The 21,457-nt window shown below is 73.4% G+C and carries 11 protein-coding genes; 3 read left to right on the top strand and 8 right to left on the bottom strand.

The window, feature by feature from the left end; genetic code table 11:
* Nucleotides 1–150 precede the first annotated feature (150 nt).
* Both ACZ407_RS07065 and ACZ407_RS07060 read right to left on the bottom strand, forming a co-directional pair.
* Entirely contained in the window at nt 151–600 is a 450-nt protein-coding gene (locus tag ACZ407_RS07065; RefSeq protein ID WP_468126187.1) for a hypothetical protein, read from the bottom strand.
* Entirely contained in the window at nt 591–7,226 is a 6,636-nt protein-coding gene (locus ACZ407_RS07060) for an RHS repeat-associated core domain-containing protein (protein WP_468126556.1), read from the bottom strand. The genes ACZ407_RS07065 and ACZ407_RS07060 overlap by 10 nt, the downstream gene beginning before the upstream one ends.
* A gap of 481 nt (nt 7,227–7,707) precedes the next feature.
* Between ACZ407_RS07060 and ACZ407_RS07055 the strand changes: the two genes are divergently transcribed.
* Nucleotides 7,708–11,274: a ricin-type beta-trefoil lectin domain protein gene (locus ACZ407_RS07055; RefSeq protein WP_468126185.1), complete on the top strand. Its 3,567-nt coding sequence runs from the start codon at nt 7,708–7,710 to the stop codon at nt 11,272–11,274.
* A 350-nt stretch (nt 11,275–11,624) separates the two neighbouring features.
* On the opposite strand, the gene ACZ407_RS07050 is transcribed toward ACZ407_RS07055, so the two are convergent.
* Nucleotides 11,625–13,472 (bottom strand): AMP-dependent synthetase/ligase, encoded by a 1,848-nt coding sequence (locus ACZ407_RS07050; protein ID WP_468126184.1) that lies wholly within the window; start codon nt 13,470–13,472, stop codon nt 11,625–11,627.
* Nucleotides 13,473–13,606: 134 nt separating this feature from the next.
* Between ACZ407_RS07050 and ACZ407_RS07045 the strand changes: the two genes are divergently transcribed.
* Nucleotides 13,607–14,629, top strand: a complete 1,023-nt coding sequence (locus tag ACZ407_RS07045) for an AraC family transcriptional regulator (protein WP_468126183.1) — start codon at nt 13,607–13,609, stop codon at nt 14,627–14,629.
* Nucleotides 14,630–14,734: 105 nt separating this feature from the next.
* A complete protein-coding gene (locus ACZ407_RS07040) occupies nt 14,735–16,060 on the top strand; it encodes a lipase family protein (protein WP_468126182.1) in 1,326 nt (441 codons plus the stop codon).
* An 88-nt stretch (nt 16,061–16,148) separates the two neighbouring features.
* On the opposite strand, the gene ACZ407_RS07035 is transcribed toward ACZ407_RS07040, so the two are convergent.
* The 5 genes from ACZ407_RS07035 to ACZ407_RS07015 all read right to left on the bottom strand — a co-directional run bounded on the left by ACZ407_RS07035 (nt 16,149) and on the right by ACZ407_RS07015 (nt 21,316).
* Entirely contained in the window at nt 16,149–17,744 is a 1,596-nt protein-coding gene (locus ACZ407_RS07035) for an alpha/beta hydrolase (protein WP_468126181.1), read from the bottom strand.
* Nucleotides 17,745–17,861: 117 nt separating this feature from the next.
* Nucleotides 17,862–19,709 (bottom strand): AMP-dependent synthetase/ligase, encoded by a 1,848-nt coding sequence (locus ACZ407_RS07030; RefSeq protein ID WP_468126554.1) that lies wholly within the window; start codon nt 19,707–19,709, stop codon nt 17,862–17,864.
* 246 nt (nt 19,710–19,955) lie between these two features.
* Complete coding sequence (locus ACZ407_RS07025) at nt 19,956–20,543, bottom strand: hypothetical protein (protein ID WP_468126180.1); 588 nt, start codon at nt 20,541–20,543, stop codon at nt 19,956–19,958.
* 133 nt (nt 20,544–20,676) lie between these two features.
* Nucleotides 20,677–20,886 carry a DUF7848 domain-containing protein gene (locus ACZ407_RS07020; protein WP_468126553.1) on the bottom strand — a complete coding sequence of 70 codons (210 nt, stop codon included), beginning with the start codon at nt 20,884–20,886 and terminating at the stop codon, nt 20,677–20,679.
* 16 nt (nt 20,887–20,902) lie between these two features.
* Nucleotides 20,903–21,316 carry an ATP-binding protein gene (locus ACZ407_RS07015; RefSeq protein ID WP_468126178.1) on the bottom strand — a complete coding sequence of 138 codons (414 nt, stop codon included), beginning with the start codon at nt 21,314–21,316 and terminating at the stop codon, nt 20,903–20,905.
* Nucleotides 21,317–21,457 lie beyond the last annotated feature (141 nt).

The following is a 21,457-nucleotide window of genomic DNA, read 5'->3' as shown; positions in this document are numbered from 1 at the left end:
CCAGTCGTCGGCTGCCATGGTGTCTGCGTCGAGCACCAGCACCCGATCGGCCCCCCCCCCCCCCACCCCCCCCCCACCCCCCCCCCCCCCCCCCTCCCCCCCCCCCCCCCCCCCCCCCGCCGTCCGCGCGTTCTGCCGCAGGAGGTCCGGTCAGTCCTCGGTGTCACCCGGCCCCGGGGCCGGCATGAGGAACGCCGTGAACACGATCTGCATCGCGAACATCGTCACGCTCATCAGCCCGCCGCCGAAGAACAGGAAGATCGACACCGGCAGGAGGCAGACCAGCGACGCAGTGAAGCGGAACTGGAGCTTCTCGCCCGTGCGGAGCCGGGCGATCAGCAGCAGGAAGAACAGCGTCGCCCCGCCGATCGAGGCCAGGAATCCGGGCAGCGCCTCCATGTAGACGAGGAAGGACTCGCCCCACGGCAGCACCCGGCTCTCGTACCCGAGGGCCCGGGGGGCGACCGCCGAGGCGATCGTCCAGCCCACCGCGAAGGTCGGCACGTACCGGATCGCGCAGGACAGGAGCCATCGGGCCCAGCCCTGCCGGCGGCCGGCGGCCGCCCCTGCGCCGTTCTTGCCGTCCACGGTCAGTTGCATCCCTTCGTGCAGTAGTCGTTCACCCAGGTGCGGTCGATGTTCGGCCACGGGGGCAGGGCCGGCAGGCCGGTCGTGCTCGCCATGTCGTCGTGGGCGATGCGCTTCGCGCCCTGGCCCTGCCGGTACTGGGTGACGGTCATGTCCGGGTAGCTGTCGCCCTGGCGGCGGACCATGCCCTCGTTCGGCGCGATGGTCAGGTGGGCGTCCACCGAACCGACCGGCATCAGGGGCTGCACGGCGTACAGGTCCACCTTGAGGGAATTGTCCTCCTTCTTCGCCTCGATGATGTTGCGGCCCATCAGGGTCGAGAACCGGTTCGTGCCCTCGTTGGCGTAGATGTCGTTCGCCGGGAGCATCGTCTCGGGCATCTTGCGGATCTTGTTGTCCGCGCCGAGGCCGACCGGGCCGCCGCCGTACTCGTACCGCTCCGGCTGGTGCGAGGGCGCGACGGTGAAGCTGACGTTGCCGCTCGCGGTGTCCCAGAAGACGAGCATCCGGTAGGGGGCGCCCGGGTCCGTGGAGTAGCCGCGGTCGTCGCCGAGCAGGCGGCCGAGCATGGCGTCCTTGGTGTGGATGTAGAGGCTGACGACCATGACCCCGCGGTCCTCGCCCGCACCCACGTTGCCGGTCCAGCGCTTGGCCCCCTTCGCCAGGGGTCCGTACGCGGCCCGCCAGGCGGCGCCGTACGAGCCGGAGGCCCGCAGGCCCCGGGTGATGGCGGCCCTGGCCCGGTCCTGGGCCACCCGCCGGATGATCTCGCGGACCTGCTTGATCACCTTCTTGACGTTGGCCAGGATGCCGGGGATGGCGAAGAACTGGCCACTGGGGTCGGTCGCGGTGACCGGCGTGTTGTTGGCGTACGCGTAGCCGTTGAGCTGCGCCGGGTCGTTGGGGTCCATCACCGGGTCCACGGAGACGAACCGGCCGTTGGCCGCGTCGTACTCGCGCGCGTTCAGGTGCACGAGGCCGGTTGAGGCGTCGTCGGTGCCGCCCACGAAGCCCCGCTCGCCCGTCCAGGAGCCCGCGGCCGGCTGCTTGCCGCGCGGGGTGCCGAACGGGGTCTGGCCGCGCCGGGTGTAGTCCATGGTCCCCGCGTCCACCTGCACCTCGTCGGTGTTGTGGTGGTCGGCGAGGAGGTAGGACAGCCGGCCGTCGGAGGTGGCCGCGATGGTGGACTTGCCCGCCTTGTAGTAGCGGACGCCGGTGACCGCGGCGGTGGCCGTGGTGAGCGTCAGCTCCTGGTTGCCCAGGTACAGAGTGACCTTGTCCGGGTCCTTGCGCAGCAGGCGGTTGCCGCTCGCGTCGTACACGAAGGACGAGGTCTTGCCGCCGACCGTGGAGGTGGCGAGGTGCCCCTCCGGGTCCCAGGTCAGCTGCTGGTCGCCCTTGGCGGTGACCCGGCGGGTGGTGTACCCGGCCGCGTCGTACTCGAAGGAGTCGGTGCGGGCGCCCGGACCGGTCCGGGTGACCGCGTCCACGGCGTGCGGGCGGTCCTCACCCGGCAGCGGGTAGCCGGAGGTGCGGGTGACGTCCTTGGCGGGGTCGCCCGCCGGGTCGTGCTGCACCTCCTGGGTGCGGTTGCCCGCCGCGTCGAAGGTGTACGAGTACCAGTACGGGTCCACCCCGCCGACCTTCGGCTTGGTGCCGCCCGCGGTGGGCTTGACCGCGCAGGCGTCCGTGGACGTCCAGGCGTCGGTCATGCGGCGCGCGTAGTCGTAGGTGAAGCACTGGTCGTCGGCCACGGTCTTGTCGTCGCGGTCGTTGCGGATCCGCGTGACGTTGCCCGCCGCGTCGTAGGTGTACTGCTTGTTGTCGATGGTCTGCGGGGCGGCGGCCTCCCGGTCGTTCAGCACGCTGCTGATCCGGCGGGTGTGGTCCTCGTAGGTGTACGTCTGGACCGTGCGGGCGCCGATGTCGCCGAGGACGGTCTGCAGCACGTCACCGAACGGCGAGTACTGGCTGCCCAGGGAGTAGACGTCGGTGCCGTTGCCGACCGTGGTCGGCAGGCCGAACTCGGTGTAGCCGTTGCGGACCGTCTCGGCGGCGAAGCCGCCGCCCGCCGGGTAGGCGGTGGTGGCCGTCAGGCCGGTGTTCGGGGTGTAGGTGGTCGAGAAGGTGTAGCTGCCGGCCAGCTTGCCCTCGACCCCCGGCACGGTGACGGTGGAGCCGGTGGCCCGGCCGCCCGCGTCGTAGCCCTTGACGGTGGTCGTGTAGGCGTTGCCCTTGTCGTAGCGCGTCGAGGACGCCAGCTTGCCCACGCCGCCGGGCAGGGTGTCGTACACCCACTGGGCGAGCTTCTCGCCGGTGGCGGTGTTGTCCTTGTGGGTGGCGATGCGGCGGCCCAGCACGTCGTAGGCGTGGGCGACCTTCACCCCGCGGGCGTCGGTGGTCGTGGCCACCTTGCCGTCGGGGGTGTAGGTGTTGACGACCGTGCCCTTGTCGGGGTCGGTGGTCTTCACCGGGTTGCCGCGGCGGTCGAACTCGCTGGTCCAGGTGTTGCCCGCGGGGTCCACGACCTTGGTGATGTGGTCGTCCGCGTCGTACGTGTACTTCACGCTGTCGTACGCGGAAGCCGGGGCGCCGTAGACGGGGTTGCCGTCCTTGTACTGCCGCAGCTCGGTGACCTTCTCACGGGCGTTGTGCACGGCGAGGGTGGCGGTGCCGCCCTGCGGCGGGACGCTCGCGACCCAGTTGCCGCCGTAGCTGGTGCTCGTGCGCCACTTCTCGACGCCCTTGGAGAGCGTGATGTTGGCGGTGGTGCGGCCCTGGCCGTCGAACTCCGTCACCGTCTGGTTCGGGATCTGGTTGTCCGGGACGGACAGCAGGGTCGTGGCCGCGGGCTGGTCGTTGTAGTACTCGTTGTTGGTCTTGTACTCGCGGCCCTGGCTGTCGTAGAAGGAGTCCTTCACGAGCCGGCCGGTGCCGCCGTGCGCGTCGGTCTGCGTCTGGCGCTGCCGCAGCAGGCCGTCGTACAGGGTGATCGCGGAACGGTACTTGCCGCTCTCCAGCAGCGTCTTCGAGGTGACCGCGGTCGGTGCGTTGTTGCGGATCAGGTACTCGAAGGTCACGTCCGCGGGCTGGGTGGTGTCCCGGCCCGGCCGCCAGGCGGCGGTGAGCTGGCCCAGGGCGTTGTACTGCTGGCGGGTCACGCGGCCCGAGACGTCGGTGACGTCGAGCGGGAGTCCGCGCAGGCCGTCCAGGGTGGTGCTGGTCGTCTGGCTCTTGGCGTTGGTCGCGGTGGTCTTGGTGGGCTGGGCGCCGGTCGCCGGGGTGTAGGCGGTCGTCGTCTTGTTGCCCGCCGCGTCCGTCTGCTCCAGCGGACGGCCGTACTGGTCGAAGACGCCGGTGCTCGCGGTGACGAACACCGGGGTGGTGCCGTTGAAGCCCTCCAGCTCCTCGACCTTGGTCGGGTTGCCCTTGCCGTACGCCGGGCCGGTGCCGTGGGCCTTGGCGTCGTACGAGGTGCGGACCTCGGTCAGGATGTTCGCCGGGCTCGCCGGGGTGCTGCACACCGCGCTGGTGCGCTGCACCGTGGACGGGTAGGAGAGCAGCCAGTTGGCGGTGTCGGCGGGGGCGAAGGTGGTGCGGCTGCACACCTCGTCGCCGGTGACGGCGGTGTCGCCCTCCTCGGAGACGGCGGTGACCTGGCCGTACTGGTCGAAGGAGTTGGTGGTGCGGGTGGTCTGCCAGGTGTTGCCGGACAGGAGCACCGAACCGGTCTGCGACTCGCGGTTGATCTGGTACGACTTCAGGTCCGTGGTGCCGGGCCGGGGCTGGCTCGCCACCTCGCGGGACCAGGGCCTGCTGATGACGGTCGCGGCGATGGCGCCGCCGTCCGCGTCGTAGTCGGAGGACTCCAGCTCCATGCCGCTGTACTGCTCGGCGTCGGTGACGGTGCCGCCCTGGGAGTCGGCCACCTGGGCGCCCGCGACGCCCCGCAGGTAGCGGGTCTCGATCAGCTTCTTGTTGCTCGTGCCGGTGCGGGTGCGCACCTTGCCGTAGCCGCGGTAGTCGCTGAACGTGCGGTGCTTGTCGAGGGTGAACTCGCTGGTGTCCTTGGCCCACGCGACGCCGCCGAGGTACTCGTACTCGGTGACGGCGGCGATGGCGCCGGTGACCTTGTCGTTCTCGGTGACCTTGGTGGCCACGTACTTGTGGAAGAAGTCCTTCACCGGCTCGCTGCCGCCGTTGGGCGTCCACCAGGTGGGGTAGCAGCGCTTGGTGTTGGTGGCGTCGGGCGCGGGGGTGGCTCCGGCCACGCACTCCGGGGCGGAGTACGCGATCAGGGTGTCGGAGCCGGTCTCGCTGCTGATCCGGGTGATCCGGTACTTGTTCAGCGGCGGGCGGCCCTCGGCGGCGTCCACGCGGTTGGGCATCAGGGTGCCGCCGAAGTCGACCTTCGGCATGGCGACCGGGGTGGCGGCGGCCTTGCCGGTCCGGGTGATCGAGGAGAGCCACAGGCCGTTGCCGCCGGTGTCACCGGTGCCCGGGTACTGGTGGCCCAGCGCCCAGGTGTCCACGTCCTGGTAGGTGCCGGCCTTGAGCGACTGGGTGGTGATGCTGCTCAGGCGCTTCTTGGACCAGAAGCTCGGGGAGCCGTTGATGCAGTCCTTGTCCATCTCGCACTGCTGGTCGACGGGGGTGTCGGGCCAGAAGTCGGCGTGCGCCTTGTCGAAGGTGCAGTCCGCGGCGGTGGCACCGGTGCAGCGGTCGATGACGGTGAAGTTCACCTTGGCGGCCGGGTTCGCGGCGTAGACCTGCCCGGCGCGGTGGCCGTACTCGATGCGGTTCAGGTAGCCGGCGCGGTCGTACGTGGCGGAACCCTTGGGCATGGTGGTCATGCCGGCCGAGTTCTTCGCGTAGACGTTCTTCTCCTTGGTGTAGAAGAGCGCCATCGCGTTGCCGTGCACGTCGGTCACGTAGTCGAGGTTCCAGCGCCAGGCCTGGTCCTTGACGGAGGTGGCGAAGGAGCTCGCGTTGCCGGGCTCGCCGCTGTGGTTGCCGTAGACGGGGACGGTCAGGGCCGAGTTGGTCTCGGTCTTGCCCGCAGCCCAGCCCGGCAGGCGGTTCTTGCCGAACCAGTACTGGGTGCCGTCGGCGGTGGTGACCCGCCAGTGCTCGTTGTCGTCGTCGCCGTTGGCGGTGTCGGTGGCGGTGCCGTTGAAGCGCTCGACGCGGGAGCCGTCGTCCCGGGCGGGCTTCCAGGCGCCGGTGCCGGAGTCCTTCACCAGCGGGACGCTCTGCCCGTTGAGGGAGAGCACGGCGTTGTCGGACTTCCAGCAGACGTCGCCGGTCTTCTCCGGGGCGTTGCCGCCGGTGCGGTCGTCCTTGCAGGCCATGTACTGGCGCTCGATGAAGCCCATTTCGAGGCCCCAGCCCTCGCCGACCCAGGAGGGCTGGCTGTTGGCGGAGGCGGTGCGGCCGTCCACGGCCGAGGAGCTGTAGTCGAGGGAGATCTTGGGGGTCAGCGGGCCCGGGACCGGCGGCACGGCCATCGGGTAGGACCAGCTGAAGCCGCCGTGGTTGCCGCCCGCGCTCCAGGTGCCCGACGGCGAGAGGGAGGTGGCCTTGAAGTCGCCGGCGGAGCCGTCGGCGGCGGGGGCCGCGGCGAGGACGGTGGCGCCGGCCAGGGAGGCGGCCATGGGGGCCGCTGCGTAGGAGGCGGTCCGGGCGGTGGTGGCCTTGCCGGTGGCGGTGCCGGTGGCGGGCTTGGCTGCGGCCGCGGCCTTGGCGTCGGCGGTGACGTCCACCCGGGCGGTCAGCACGCCGGCCTTGGTGTCGTTGCGCGTGGGCAGCGGGGTGACGGCCTTGCACTCCGGCTTCTGGGGCGTGGTGAGCACGCAGGCCGGGAGCTGGACGAGGCGGAGCCGGGAGGCCCAGCCGGCGCCGTAGGCCTCGCGGAAGCCGTCGTAGTCGAGCTGTACGGAGGCCTGGCCGGGGGCGTTCTTGCCGTCGGCGCGGCTGACGACGACGAGGAAGCCGTCGATGCCGGCCTTGGCGGCCGTCTTGCGGTCGGTGACCTTCACCCGGAGGCGCCCGGGCGCCTGGGCGGCGGGCTGGGGGCCGGACTGGGGGGCGGCCAGCGTGCCGGGTGCGGCCTTGGCACCGGGCTTCGGCGCGGACGTGGTCCCGGGCTGCTGCTTGGGCTGCGGCTTGGCGGGGGCCGGGGCCAGCGGGGCCACGGCCACCGGGAGGCCCTTGACCGGGGTGTGCTTGAGACCGCGGGGCGGGGTCGCCGCGGAGCCGCGGGCCGGGCTCGCGGACAGGGCGCGGGCCTCGGGGGCGGGCGCACCGAGCAGGGCCTCGCCCTCGGCGGGCGCGGGCCAGGTCACCTCGGGCTTCACCCACGGGTGCCGGTCGGTGTCGCTCCGGGGCGAAGTGCCCTTCGGGACGTACGGCTTGCCGGTGACCGGGTCGGTCTTCTGGACCGCGCGCGGCTTGAACCCGTCGGGTCCGAGGGCGGACGGGTCGCCGTCGGGCACGCACGACGCGAGCAGTGCCGACGAGAGCACCGCACTGACGACGGCCGTCCCCCGGCGCAGCAGTCTTGATTTGCGGGATGGAGAAATCCCCCGCCCCTTCGCCGTCCCGTTGTCGAAACGGGAGGCCCCCTCCGTGAATCGCATCACGCCGAAACAACTCCATGTGCAGGTCAGTGCACGCCCCAAGGGCTGGGCGCGTGCCCGGGGAACCTACACCAAGATTTCTTACGTAAAGAGCAAAGTGAGCTTGCTCTCAAGCGATGAGACAAGAGGCCCGGGTCCAAGGTCCCGAATCGGACAGGGATCGGCCGCATCCGATTACCAGCCGTAGGTGATCGAATCGGACTGATTCGGACATCAAGCCGCGCTATTCCTGAGGAATTGACGCTCTGTTATATGTGGAGTCCATCACTCCGGATGCCTCGGGAACCCTTCGGGGCCACCGCCGGCACCGGGGCCGGCTTTATCTCGTGGTTATCCTCTGCAAAGCAGAGAACGATCACAAGGCAATGTGGGGTGGAATCCGGTGAAGGAACCTGGAGCGGTGAGAGGGCGGCGAAAGCGCCGCCTTTCGGCTGCCGTTGTGGCAGCCGCGCTCGGCGCCGGAGTATTGACGCCGCTGGCAATGGCCCCGTCGGCATTCGCCGACGAAGCGGCCGCCGAGGCCGTGGCCCGCGCCGAGCGGGCGGCCGCCGAGGCGGCCCGGCAGGGCGGCGCGGCGAACGGGGCGGACGGCGGCGCGCAGACCGGCGCCGCGGCCCCCGCCGCGGACCCGAAGGCCCCGCAGGCCCCGAAGGCAGCGCCCAAGGCGGCCTACGGCCCCGGCGAGGAGAAGGCCTCCGAGCAGGCCGAGGAGTCCGGCAAGCCGGTCGAGGTGCTCGCCCAGCGGGACGAGAACACCCAGGTCATCGCCAACCCCGACGGCAGCTTCACCTGGCGGCAGTACGTCCGCCCGGAGTTCACCAAGGCCGACGGCACCTGGCAGCAGGCCGACGCCACCCTGGAGAAGACCGCCGACGGCCGGATAGCCCCGGCCGCCGCCACCTTCCCCTTCTCCTTCTCCGGCGGCGGAACCGCCCCCCTGGCCACCCTCCAGCGCGAGGGCAAGACCCTCTCCCTCAGCTGGCCCGACCCGCTGCCCGCGCCCCGCGTCGAGGGCGAGTCGGCCCTCTACCCCGAGGTGCTCCCGGGCGTGGACCTCAAGCTCGTCGCCGATGTCGACGGCTTCGCCCAGCACCTCGTCGTCAAGAACGCCGAGGCCGCGAAGAACCCGCGCCTGGCCAAGCTCACCTTCGGCCTGAAGAACAAGGGCCTGGGCCTCAAGCCGGACGCGAAGGGCGGCCTCAAGGCCGTGGACGCCGAGGGCGACGCGCTGTTCAGCGCCCCCGCCCCCGCCATGTGGGACTCCTCCCACCTGACCGGGGCGCAGGCCTCCGAGCTGCGCGCGGGCGGTACGCCCGAGCAGCTGACCCCGCCGTCCGAGACCGCCGAGATGCCGGCGAAGGTGACCGGCGACAGCCTCACCATCACCCCGGACACCGGCCTGCTGACCGACCCGAAGACCGTCTTCCCGGTGGTCATCGACCCGGTCTTCAGCGGCGGCAACCGCGTCAACTGGGCCATGGCGTACAAGCAGGACGGTACGAACCTGGCCAACACCGCGTACTGGAACGGCGGCAGCTTCTCCGACAAGCTCGCCCGCGTCGGCCACGAGACCCAGACGTACGGCACCGCCCGGTCGTTCTTCCAGCTGAACACCTCCGGCCTGGCCGGGGCGAAGATCACCGACGCCACGTTCAACGTCTTCAACACCTACTCCTGGTCCTGCACCGCCACCCCGGTCGAGCTCGGCTGGACCGGCCCCATCGGGACCGGCACCACCTGGAACAACCAGCCCTCCTGGAACAAGACGCTCCAGTCCAAGTCCTTCGCCCACGGCTGGGGCGACAGCTGCAAGGCCGCCGGCGAGGACTTCAAGACCGACGCCCTCAAGAGCCTGGTCCAGGACGTCGCCAACAGCGGCAGTGCCAACCTGACCCTGGGCCTGCGGTCGGCCGCCTCCCACGAGGGCTCGGCCTCCAGCTGGAAGAAGTTCCAGAACAACCCCAGCCTGGAGATCATCTACAACCGCGCTCCGAAGGTGGACTCCAGCGCCTTCCACCAGGGCCCGCCCGGCAACGCCGAGCAGCTGGTGTGCACCGACGACCCGGCCACCTGGCCGACCGTCGGCCGCACCGACCTGACCCTGGCCGCCGCGGTCTCCGACCCGGACCCCGGCACCAACGTCACCGCGGCCTTCCAGCTGTGGGAGTACGGGGGCGCCACCGTGGCCTCCCCGCGGGTGGACGTGGCCTCCGGCAGCACGGCGTACGCGCCGATCGCCATCTCCTCCCTCGGTGACGGCAAGCGCTACAAGTGGTTCGTGCGCGCCGAGGACGGCGTGGACACCTCCGGCTACACCGCGCAGTGCGGCTTCAACGTGGACAAGACCGCCCCGCCGAAGCCCTCGGTGGCCTCCGCGGACGGCCTGGCGCTCGACGTGGCCTCCGCCCCGGCCCGGACCGACCGGAAGCTGAAGTTCACCTCCTCGGTCCCGTCCGACACGGACGGCTTCTGCTACTCCCTGAACACCCCGCTGCCCACCTCCGGCACCCGGTGCGCGGGCGGTACGTACGTCAAGGCGGACGCGGCCGGCACGGCCACGGTCACCCTCCGGCCGAGCCTGTGGCCCAACAACCGCCTGCACGTGCAGGCGTACGACCCGGCGGGCAACACCTCCCCGTACGACGGCGAGGGCGCGGCCACCGACACCACGATGATCGTCACCCAGCCGCCCGCCTTCGTGCGCGCCCCCGACGGCCGGGTCCGCGGGGACCAGCCGGGCGACCTCGACGGCGACGGCCACGTGGACATGCTGGCCACCGACAACACCGGCAACCTGGTCCACTACGCGGGCAAGGGCGACGGCAACCACGCCGACGGCCGGGTGCTGCCCTCGCAGGGCGAGTGGGACGGCGCGCAGATCGTCCACCGCGGCGACGTGATCTCGGCCGTGGAAGGCCAGACGAAGGACGGGTACGAGGACTACTTCGTCAAGATCGGCAACAAGGTCTACCTGTACCCGGGCGACGGCAACGGCAACCCGCTGACCGCGGGCCGCAAGGAGCTGATCCACCCGACCGGCAAGCAGACCGGCCCGCTCAAGGGCGCCGGCGGCAAGTGCGTGGACGTGGCGGGCAGCAACACCGCCAACGGCACCGCCATCCAGTACTACGACTGCAACGGCACCAGCGCGCAGGACTTCGAGCTCACCGGCGGGGCCCTGAAGGTCCTCGGCAAGTGCGTGGACGTGCCGTGGGGCCGCGGCGGCAACGGCACCCAGCTCCAGCTGTACCAGTGCAACGGCTCCCCGGCCCAGCGCTGGGTGGACCGCGGTGACGGCGCGCTGTACAACCCGGTCACGAACCTGTGCTTCGACCTGCCGGGCGTCAACACCGCCAACGGCACCCGCCTGGCGCTCTACAAGTGCAACGGCTCCGACGCCCAGAAGTGGAACGTCCCCGGCAGCTGGGCCGGCACGGGCATGCTGGTCGCCCCGGGCAACGCCGACGGGATGCCGGGCAACGACCTGATCGTGGTGGAGAACAACTCCCTCACCGCCTACACCGGCACCGCCGAGGGCCCCCTCGACATGGAGACCGGCACCTACAAGCTGAAGCCCGGCAAGTCCGCGGGCGGCAGCGGCTGGGCCTCCTACGACGTGGTCGCGACGGGCGACGTCACGGGCGACCAGATCCCCGACCTCCTGGGCCGCTGGCGGGGCACCGACACCGCCAACGGCGAGTACGGCCGCCTCTACCTCTACACGGGCACCCGCCCCGACGACGGCCAGGGCAACACCACGTACTTCACCGGTGCCAAGGTGCTGTACGGGGCGTCCGGCTGGCAGCCGTCCAACGTCCTGAAGTTCGCGGGCGCGCCGAACGTCCAGGGCGAGGTCGTGGACAAGGGCACGTACAAGCAGTTCGTGCCGACGGAGGGGCAGGAGGCGGGCGACTTCTGGGCCACGCTGAACGGGGGCACGAGCGGTACGGGTGTCCTGCGCTTCTACGGGGCGAACGCGACGGGGCACGGATCGCCGGTCGTGGTGGGCGACGGCTCCTGGGCGACGCGCATCACGGGCATCTTCTAGCCCATGCCTTCACGGGGCCCCGCTCCGTCCCCCGCCGGGGGACGGAGCGGGGCCCCACCCGTTTCCCGGCCCCCCGGGGCTCCGCCCCGAACCCCGCGCCTCAATCGCCGGCGGGGCTGGATTTTGCCCCGCAGCGTCCAGTCCGCGGGCCAGGTTCCGCTCCGGGGCGAACCGCGGCCCGCAGGTGAAGTCCGGGCGGGGGCAAGAATCAGCCCGTCCGGCGTTTGAGGACCGGGGGTCCGGGGGCGGAGCCCCCGAAGCCCGACGGCGGGCCGCACGTTCCGGGCCACGGGGGGCACATTCAAGCCCCGCCGGCGATCGAGGCGCGGGGTCCGGGGGCGGAGCCCCCGTCAGGGGCCCGCGGGGTCGGCGTACAGCTCGTCGATCTCGTGCGCGTAGCGCCGCGCCACCTCGCCCCGGCGCAGCTTGAGCGTCGGCGTGAGCGTGCCGTCCGCGACCCCGAACTCCCCGGGCAGGATCCGGAAGGCACGAATCCGCGCAGGACGCGACAGCGTCGCGTTGGCCGACTCCACCGCCCCCGCCACCAGCGCCCGGATCCGCGGATCCGCATGCAGCGCCGCCCCCGGCTCCACCCCCTCGCGCACCGCCCACGCCTCGATCTCGTCCCGGTCGAGGGTGACCAGCGCCGCCGGATACGGGCGCCGGTCCCCGACCAGGACCGCCCGCGCGACCCAGCGGGACTGCTGGAGCGCGAACTCGGCCTCCGTGGGCGTCAGGTTCTTGCCCGCCGAGGTGATGATCAGCTCCTTCTTCCGGCCGGTGATGTGCAGGAAGCCGTCCGCGTCCAGCTCCCCGAGGTCCCCCGTGTGCAGCCAGCCGTCCGCGTCCAGCGCCTCCGCGGTCGCGTCCGGGTCGCCGTGGTAGCCGGGGAACACCATGGGCCCGCGGGCCAGGACCTCCCCGTCGGCCGCGATCCGCACCTCGCAGCCCGCCACCGGCCGGCCCACCGAGCCGTACCGGACCGCACCCGGGTGGTTGAGGCTGACGACCCCGCCCGACTCGGTCATCCCGTACCCCTCGAACACGGCGATCCCGCAGGCCCGCAGGAAGTCCAGGGTGGCGGGCGCGATCGGCGCCCCGCCGGTCAGCGCCCACCGCAGCCGGCCGCCGAACGCCGCCCGGACCGGCCCGTACAGCGACTCCTCCGCCGCCGCGTGCGCCGCCCGCGCCTCGGGCGGCAGCCGCCCCTCGGCGGCCAGCAGCCCCAGCCGCACGGCCTCCTCGAACCGCTCCGGCCCGCCCTCCCGCGCCTCCGCCAGCCCGCGCACCACCGCGTGCACCTTCTCGAACAGCCTTGGCACGGAAGGCAGATGGGTGGGCCGGGCCTCGGCCAGCTCCGCGAGCACGTCCTCCACCCGGCCGCCGAAGTAGCACAGCTCCCCGCCCTCCAGCAGGGTCGTGAACTGGATCAGCTGGGCCAGCAGGTGGGCCAGGGGCAGGTAGAGGTACGTGGAGTCCCCCGGCCCGCCGCGGACCAGCGGCAGGGTGGCGTCCTGCACGGCGCCCAGGTTGCCGTGGGTGAGCCGGCAGCCCTTCGGCGGGCCGGTGGTGCCGGAGGTGTAGACGAGGGCGGCCTCGTCCCCGGGGCGCACGGCGGCGGCCCGGGCCGCGAGTTCCGAGGCGGTGCCGACGCCGGGTTCCTCGGCCGTGCCGGGCGCCTCGGCCGTGCCGCGCTCCTCGGCCGTACCGCGCTCCTCGGCCGTGCCGTCCGCCGCCCGTACCCCGCTGCCCCTGCCGCCCCCGCCGCCCCCGGTCACCTCGTCGAGCAGCAGCAGTTTCCGCAGCCCCGGCAGCCGGCCGCGCAGCCGTGCCACCCGCCGCGCCTGCCCCGCGTCGTCGCACAGGACCGCCACCGCGCCCGAGTCCCGGAGCACCCAGGCGAGTTCCTCCTCGCCGGCCGTCGGATAGACCGGCACCAGGCAGGCTCCCGCCGCCATCACCGCGAAGTGCGCGTACGTCCACTCGGGGCGGGTCTCGGCGAGCACCGCCACCCGCTCCCCCGCGGCCACCCCGTGCCCGAGCAGGGCGCGGCCGGTGTGCCGGACGCGGTCGTGCAGTTCCTCGTAGGTCAGGGTCCGCCAGGTGCCGTCGCGGCGGTACCTCAGTGCGGTCTGCGGGCCGTGCCGGTGCGCGGTCCAGGCGGTGAACACCGCGAGGGTCGGGGGCCGTACGTCCATGCGCTTGCCTCCCCGGGCAGGCTTCGGGCTGCGGGCTGCGGTCCACCGACGCTAGGCGGCGCGCCCGGGCCGGCGGCATGACCGGAAGCGTCAGCACCGCTGACCGGAGCGCTCATCGGGGCTACCGTCGTGCCATGGGGAGGCGGACGATTGCCGTGCACCACGTGCGGGCCGTACTCGCGGGGGCGCGCCGCAGCGGCCTCGACACGGTGCCGCTGCTCCAGGAGGCGCAGATCCCGCCGCTGCTGCTCGGGGACGACCGGGCCCGGGTCACCCCCGCCCAGTTCGTGCGGCTGTACCGGGCCCTGTACCGCAGCACCCGGGACGAGTTCCTGGGCCTGGCCGCGGTCCCGAGCCGGCCCGGCACCTTCGCGATGATGTGCTACGCCTCGCTGGGCTGCCGGGACCTGGGGGCGGCCATCGGGCGCGGCAGCGACTTCTACCGGCTCTTCCCCGGCGGCCCCGACCTGGTGCTCGAACGGGCCGGGGAGGAAGCCCGGTTCAGCGTGCGCAGCGCCCTGGCCGACGACGAGGAGCGGTTCCTCGCCGAGTGCCTGCTGCTCATCTGGCACCGGCTGTGCAGCTGGCTGATCGGCCGCCGCATCCCGCTGCTGTCGGCGGGCTTCGCGTACCCGCCGCCGCCCCACAAGGACGAGTACGACGTGCTGTTCGGGTGCCCGGTGCGCTTCGGCGAGCCGCGTACGGGGGCGGTGTTCGCCGCGCACTGGCTGGCGGCCCCGCTGGTACGGGACGAGGCCGCGCTGGATTCGATGCTGCGCCGGGCCCCCTTCGACCTGCTGTCGCGGCCGGAGTTCGGGGCGGTCACGGTGACCGAGCAGGTGCGCCGGACGCTGGTGCAGCAGTTGCGGGTCTCGCCCCGGCTGCCCGTGCTCGGGGAGGCGGCGGGCCGGCTGGCGGTCAGCCCGGCCACGCTGCGCCGCCGGCTGCGGCAGGAGGGGACCTCGTTCCAGGAGCTCAAGGACCAGGTGCGGCGGGACGCGGCGATCGCCGGGCTGGCGGAGGGCGGGGAGCCGATCGCGGAGCTGGCGGCCCGGCTCGGCTTCTCCGAGGACACGGCGTTCCACCGGGCGTTCCGGCGGTGGACCGGCACCACGCCGGGGGCGTACCGGGCTGGTCCGCGGGGTCAGGAAAGCTGAGCTGCGCGGTCAGCGCCGTGCCGACCGGTCGGTCACTACCTTCGCACTGCCACGTGCACCACCCGCTCCGTCCCACCCCCACCGGAACACCTGGGAGAGCCGCCCATGCCCACGCCCATGCCCACGCCCAAGCCGAAGCCCACCCCCGAGCCCCTGCGCGTGCCCATGCCCATGCCCGTGCGCACGGGCACCGGCACCGGCACTCACGTCGGCGCCAGCACCAGCACTCGCGCCCGCACCCGCACCCGCAAGCCCGCCGCCCTGGCCGCCGTCGCCGTCCTCGCCGCCCTGTCCGCCGGTCTCCCCGCCGGCCCCGCGGCCGCCTCGGACACGGCGCAGCAGGACCCGTCCCCGCAGGCCGCCGCCGCGGCCGCCGCGCCCGGGGACGTCGTCGGCTCCGAGCCCTCCGCCTTCCACCCGCTGCCCGGGCAGTGGACCAACACCCGGGCCTGGAAGATCCACTACCGTTCGACCACGGCCGACGGACGGCCGAACGTGGTCTCCGGCACCGTGATCGTCCCCCAGGACGGCCGGACCGGCCCCCGCCCGCTCGTCACGTACGCCGTGGGCACGGTCGGCCTCGGCGACTCCTGCGCCCCGAGCGCCAACCTGCCGCAGGGCACGGCCATGGAGGCCAACCTGATCCAGCAGCTCACCCAGCGCGGCTGGGCGGTGGTGGTCACCGACTACGAGGGCCTGGGCACCCCCGGGGTGCACACCTACACGGTCGGCCCCTCCGCCGGGCACGCCGTGCTCGACGCCGCCCGCGCGGCCCAGCGGCTGCCCGGGACCGGGCTGTCCGCCGACGGGCCCGTCGGCATCATGGGCTACTCGCAGGGCGGGCAGGCCTCCTCCTGGGCGGCCGAGCTCCAGGGCTCGTACGCGCCCGAGCTGAACGTGAAGGGCACCGCCACCGGCGGGGTCCCGGCCGACCTGCTGAAGGTGGCCGAGTCCAACAACGGCTCGTACGGCTCCGGTCTGATCTTCATGGCGGCCGCCGGCCAGGACGCGGCCTTCCCGGAACTTGACCTCGACCGGTACCTGAACCCGGCGGGCAAGGCGCTGGTCGGCTTCTTCAAGGAGAACTGCGTGGCCGTGGACTCCACCGTCGGCTCCTTCAAGCGGATCTCCGACCTGACCGTCACCGACCCGCTGGCGCAGCCCGACTGGCAGGCCCGCCTCAACCAGTCGAAGCTGGGCCGGACCGCCCCGGCGGCCCCGGTGCACCAGTACCACGCGCTCGGCGACGAGCTGATCCCGTACGCGGTGGGGCGGCAGCTGCGCGCCGACTGGTGTGCGCGGGGCGCGGCCGTGGACTGGACGACGATCTGGGTGGGCGAGCACGTCAGCGGGGTGATCACGCACACCGCGGCGGCCGCGGACTGGCTGGCCGACCGGTTCGCGGGGCGCCCGGCGGACGGCAACTGCTGATCCGTCCGCCGGTGCGGCGGGCCGGGGCCGGCCCGGGTGGCGTTCGGCGGCCGGGGCCCGGTCGGCCGCCCGGGCCCGGTCGGCCGGTTCAGCGGGCCGGGCCCGGGCAGGAGCGGGTGCCCGACGGGAGCTTCCCGTCGATCAGGAAGGCGTTCACCCGCTCCCGTACGCACGCGGAGGCCGGGTACGCGCCGTGGCCCTCGCCCTTGTAGTCCAGCACCACTGCCGAACCGAGCCGGGCGGCCGTCTCCTGCGTCCACCGGTAGGGGGTGGCCGGGTCCCCGCGGGTGCCGACCAGCAGCATCCGCGGGGCACCCGGCCGGTCGATCTTCCGGATGAAGTCGGTGCCGGCCGGGCGGCCGTAGCAGGAGAGCACGGTCATCAGCTGGCGCGGCCCGAACACCGGTGACGCAGCCCGGAATTCGGCCGACAGCTGTTCGATCTCCCGTTCCACGGCCGCCGGGTCCTTGCCCCGGGCGGCGCGGTCCGGGTCGTCGGCGCAGTTCACGGCGGCCAGGGCCGCGTCCTCGTTGTCGGCGGGCACGGGCCGGCCGGTGAAGTCCGCCTCCTCCTCGGGCGGGGTGAGCGGGCCGCCGATCTCCAGCAGCCCGGTCGGGTCCCCGTCGCGCTCCACCATCCGCAGCCCGCGGGCCAGCGCGGGCCACAGGTCCCGGCTGTAGAGCGCCGCCGAGATCGCGTCGGCCACGTCCTGGCCGGTGAAGTACGAGCCGTCCTCGCCGACCAGCGGCTCCCGGTCCAGCCGGGCCACGAGCGCCGCGGTCTTCTCCTTGGCGGTGCGGGTGTTGGTGCCGTACACGCAGTCCCGCCGGTGGGCGCACCAGACGAGGAAGTTGTCGAGGGCCTGCTGCTGCCCCTGGGCCGAGACCAGGGCCTGCTGCGCGAGCGGCTCGGTGAGGGTGTCCACCCCGTCGAGGACCATCCGGCCGGTACGGCGCGGGAATTCGGCGGCGTAGACGGCGCCGAGCCGGGTGCCGTACGAGAAGCCGAGGTAGTTGAGGCGGCGGTCGCCGAGGGCCTGCCGGATCCGGTCCATGTCCCGGGCCACGTGCACGGTGCCGATGTACGGGAGCACCGGGCCGGAGTGGCGCTCGCAGCTGCGGGCCACCGCGCGCAGCGCGGCCAGGGCGGCGGCCGCGTCGGCGGCCGGCGGGCCCTCCTCCGACAGCGCCCCGCCGCAGCTGACGGGTTCGCTGCCGCCGATCCCGCGCGGGTCGAAGGCCACCAGGTCGTAGGCCTCGCCGAGGTCGGCGAAGGTGCGGGCGCTCGCGGCGAGGGTGTCGATGCCGGGGGCGCCGGGCCCGCCGAAGTTCAGCAGCAGCGAGCCGAGCCGGTGCCGGCCGGTGGCCGGGATGCGGGCGAGGGCGAGTTTGACCTCGCCCTTGCCGGGGGCGGCGTGGTCCAGGGGCACGGCGAGGGTGGCGCACTGCATGTCGCGCACGCCGTTGGCGCAGGGGGCCCAGCCCAGGCCGGCGGCGCGGCGCGGGGCGGGCCGGGGGGCGGGGGCGGAGGCGGATACGGCGGCGGGTTCCGCGGCCGATCCGGCGGCGGGCGCGGCAGCGGACGGGGGCCCGGCGAGGGCCGGGCCTGCGGGGACCAGGGCGAGCAGTGCGGCGGCGGCGCAGACGGCGGCGGTCCGGGAACGGGTACGGGTACGGGAACGCATGCGGGGACGGATGCGGATACGGCTCCGGTGCACGGCGCCCCTTCCTCGGGCCCCCCGGAACCCCCGCACCACGATAAGCGGAGCTCGGCGCGCCCGCCCGTCCGCGCCCGGCCGCGGCTACCCCCCGTACAGCTCGTCGATCTCCTTCTGGAAGTCCCGGGCGACCGCCGCGCGGCGCAGCTTGAGCGAGGGGGTGAGGTGCCCGCGCTCCTCGGTGAATTCGGCGGTCAGGACGGCGAAGCGGCGGATCGACTCGGCCCGGGAGACCAGCTGGTTCGCCTCGTCCACGGCGCGCTGGAGTTCGGCGCGCAGCTCCTCGTCCCGGACCAGTTCGGCCGGGCGCAGGTGCTCCTTGCGGCGCATCTGGCGCCAGTGCCGCAGGCCGTCCGGCTCCAGGGTGATGAGGGCGGTGACGTACGGCCGGTTCTCGCCGACCACCATGCACTGGCCGACCAGCGGGTGGGCGCGCAGCCAGTCCTCCAGCGGGGCCGGGGCCACGTTCTTGCCGCCGGAGGTGATGATGATGTCCTTCTTGCGGCCGGTGATCGTCAGGTAGCCCTCGGCGTCGAGGGCGCCGAGGTCCCCGGTGGGCAGCCAGTGGGCGTGGTCGGTGGCGGGCTCCACCACCCCGCGCTCCCCGTTCCAGTAGCCGCCGAAGACGTGCCCGCCGCGGAGCAGGACCTCGCCGTCGTCGGCGATCCGGACGGAGGTGCCGGGCAGCGGCCAGCCGACCGTGCCGAGGCGGGGCCGCAGCGGCGGGGTGACGGTCGTGGCGCCGGTGGTCTCGGTCAGGCCGTAGCCCTCGTACACCTCGATGCCGGCGCCCGCGTAGAAGGCGGCGAGCCGGTGCCCGAGCGGGGAGCCGCCGCTGATCACGTACCGGACGCGGCCCCCGAGGGCGGCCCGGATGCGGCGGTAGACGAGCGGGTCGTACAGCCCGCGGGCCATCCGCAGGCCGAGGCCGGGACCGCGGCCGGTGCCGTGCTCCTGCGCCTCGACGGCCTCGCCGTAGCGGCGGGCGATGCGGGCGGCCCGGTCGAAGGAGGCGGCGCGGCCGATCTTCTCGGCGGTGGCCCGGCCGGTGTTGAAGACCTTCTCCAGGACGTACGGGATGGCGAGGAGGAAGGTGGGCCGGAAGCCGGCGAGGTCGCGCAGCAGGTCCTCGGTCCGGATGCTCGGCGCGTGCCCGAGCCGGACCCGGGCCCGGATGCAGCCGACCGCGACCATGCGGCCGAAGACGTGCGAGAGCGGCAGGAAGAGCAGGGTGGCGGCGGGCTCGGTGCTCAGGCTCTTGAAGACGGGGTGCAGCAGCTCGACGGCGTTGTCCACCTGGGCGAAGAAGTTGGCGTGCGTGATCACGCAGCCCTTGGGGCGGCCGGTGGTGCCGGAGGTGTAGATGACGGTGGCGACGGACTGCGGGCCGGTCGCCGCCCGCCGGGCGGCCACCTCCTCGTCCGGTACGTGCGCCCCGGCCCGCTTGAGCCGGTCCACGGCCCCGGTGTCGAACTCCCACAGGTGGGCGAGGCCCGGCAGGTGGGCCCGCTGGGTGCTGATCATGCGGGCCTGTGCGGTGTCCTCGACGGCGCAGGCCACGGTGCCCGAGTCGTGGATGATCCAGCGGGCCTGGAGGGCGGAGGAGGTGGGGTAGATGGGTACGGTGATCAGGCCGGCGGCCCAGGCGGCGAAGTCCAGCAGGGTCCACTCGTAGGTGGTCCGGGCCATGATCGCGATCCGGTCGCCCCACTGGAGGCCCTCGGCGATGAGCCCCTTGGCCACGGCGAGCACCTCGTCGGCGAACTCCCCGGCCGTGAGGTCGGCCCAGCTCCCGTCCGCGGCCTTCCGCGAGAGGACGGCCTCGCCCGGCGCCTCGGCGGCATTGGCGAACGGCAGGTCCCCGAGCGATCCGTGCTGCGGCCCGGCCACCAGCGGCGGCACGTACACCTCGCGCACCACCCCGCCGTCCACCCGCTTGAGCGGCTCCCCGACGACGGCGGCACCCCGGCCGCTCGCGGCCCCTCCGGCAACGGCATCGGCTCTCTGGTCGTACGACACGGCACGCCTCCCGGCCCGACAGCAAGTTACCGGCGGTAATTAAACCGACGGGTAACCGCCCTGAGAACCCCCTGCACAAGACCGGCACACACACCGCACACGGCCGCAGCCCCCGCCGGGAGGGGGGCGGGGGCTGCGGGGATCGGGAGGGCGGGACGGTCAGAGGTCCGGGTCGCCCATGGAGAAGTCGCAGGTGAAGTCCTGGGTGTACTCGCTGCCGCCCTGGCGGTAGGTGACGCGGCAGTCGTGGATGGCTGCGGGAGCTTTCCCGACCAAGGTCAGGCGTGCCAGGTAGTAGGTGCTGCTGAGGGTGTGCGGGGCGATCCGGACGGGCTTGCCCGAGACGTCCGCCCCCTTGGCCACTTCCTCATCCCCCATGCTGAGGGGCATCGATTCCTCGTACGTCTTGGTGAAGGCGGCGTAACGGGTGACCTTCAGCGCGTCGGGCACGTCGAGCACCTCCACGCCGAGCACGTCCACCGGGTCGTCGGAGATGTTGCGCAAGGTCACGGTGAGGTTGGGCCAGTGGCTCTCGCCGACCGCGGGGGCCGTCAGCCCGGCACCCTGGGCTCCCAACTCCAGCGCGGGCTCGTGCCGGAACGCGGCCCAGCCCGCCGCCCCCGTGAGGACCACCGCGGCCGCGATCCCGGCCACCAGCCGCCGGCGGCCGCGCCGCCCGGTGTCGCCGTTCTCCGGCCCGGCGTCCGGAGCCGCGGCCTCGTCCACCACTGCTGCCGCTTCGGCCATGATCCACCCCCGTGAACGCCTGGAAGACGAGGACCGCCCGCCACCCGGGCCACGTCCCACGGCCATGATCGGCCCGCCCCGCGCCATTACCCAGCGATTTGAGCAGGACCAGAGGTACGGACCATCCGCGCCCTCAGCCGGAGCGCTCCGCCGTCGCGGCGAGGACGACGCGGAAGTGCTCCGTGGCCGTCCACCGGAAGCCCGCGTGCCCGGTCTCCCGGGCGTGTGCCGCACACCAGGCGGCCGGGACGGATCCGCCCTCCGCGGGACCGGGCCCGCCGAGACAGCTCGTACAGACGACTTCCGTCACCGGCAAGCGCCCCGCCCCCTCGGGCGCGACCATCCACCCCGAAAACCCGTCACCAGCCACGGCGTTCCCCTCCCGCCCCCGGCACGGACAGCTCGGCCCAGACCCGCTTCCCGATCCCGACGCGCTCCCCGACCGCCCACCGGTCCGCCAGCGCGGCAACCACGAGCAGCCCCCTGCCCCGCTCCTCGTCGGCCCCCGCCACCCGCACCCCGGGCCGCGCCGGGCACGCGTCGTGCACCTCGATGCGCACCCCGTCCACCAGCCGCACGAACCGGGTCTCGATCTCCCGGTCCCGCGGCCCGACCGCATGCCGCACGGCATTGCCCACCAACTCCGAAGCCACGACCAAGGCATCCTCCTCCAGGACCGACAGCTCCCAGTCGGCCAGCACCTTGCGCAACTCGGCGCGGGCGCGCGGAGCGGACCGGGACTCCCGCCGCCACCGGCGGACCACTTCCCTCATCGGACGTTCTCCCGTCCGGGCACCGGCAGAGCCCCGAACAGGGCACTCACGTGCAGCACGTTGACGCTCCTCACAAGCGTGGGCCACGCCCCCGAACCGGTCGCACGGTCGCGGGGGTCTGTCCATACAACCCTCCTCTGG

It is taken from the genome of Streptomyces sp. NPDC030809, assembly GCF_055572195.1.
The sequence above is the reverse complement of the archived record's forward strand: the minus strand, read 5'-3'. Positions and strand labels throughout refer to the sequence as shown.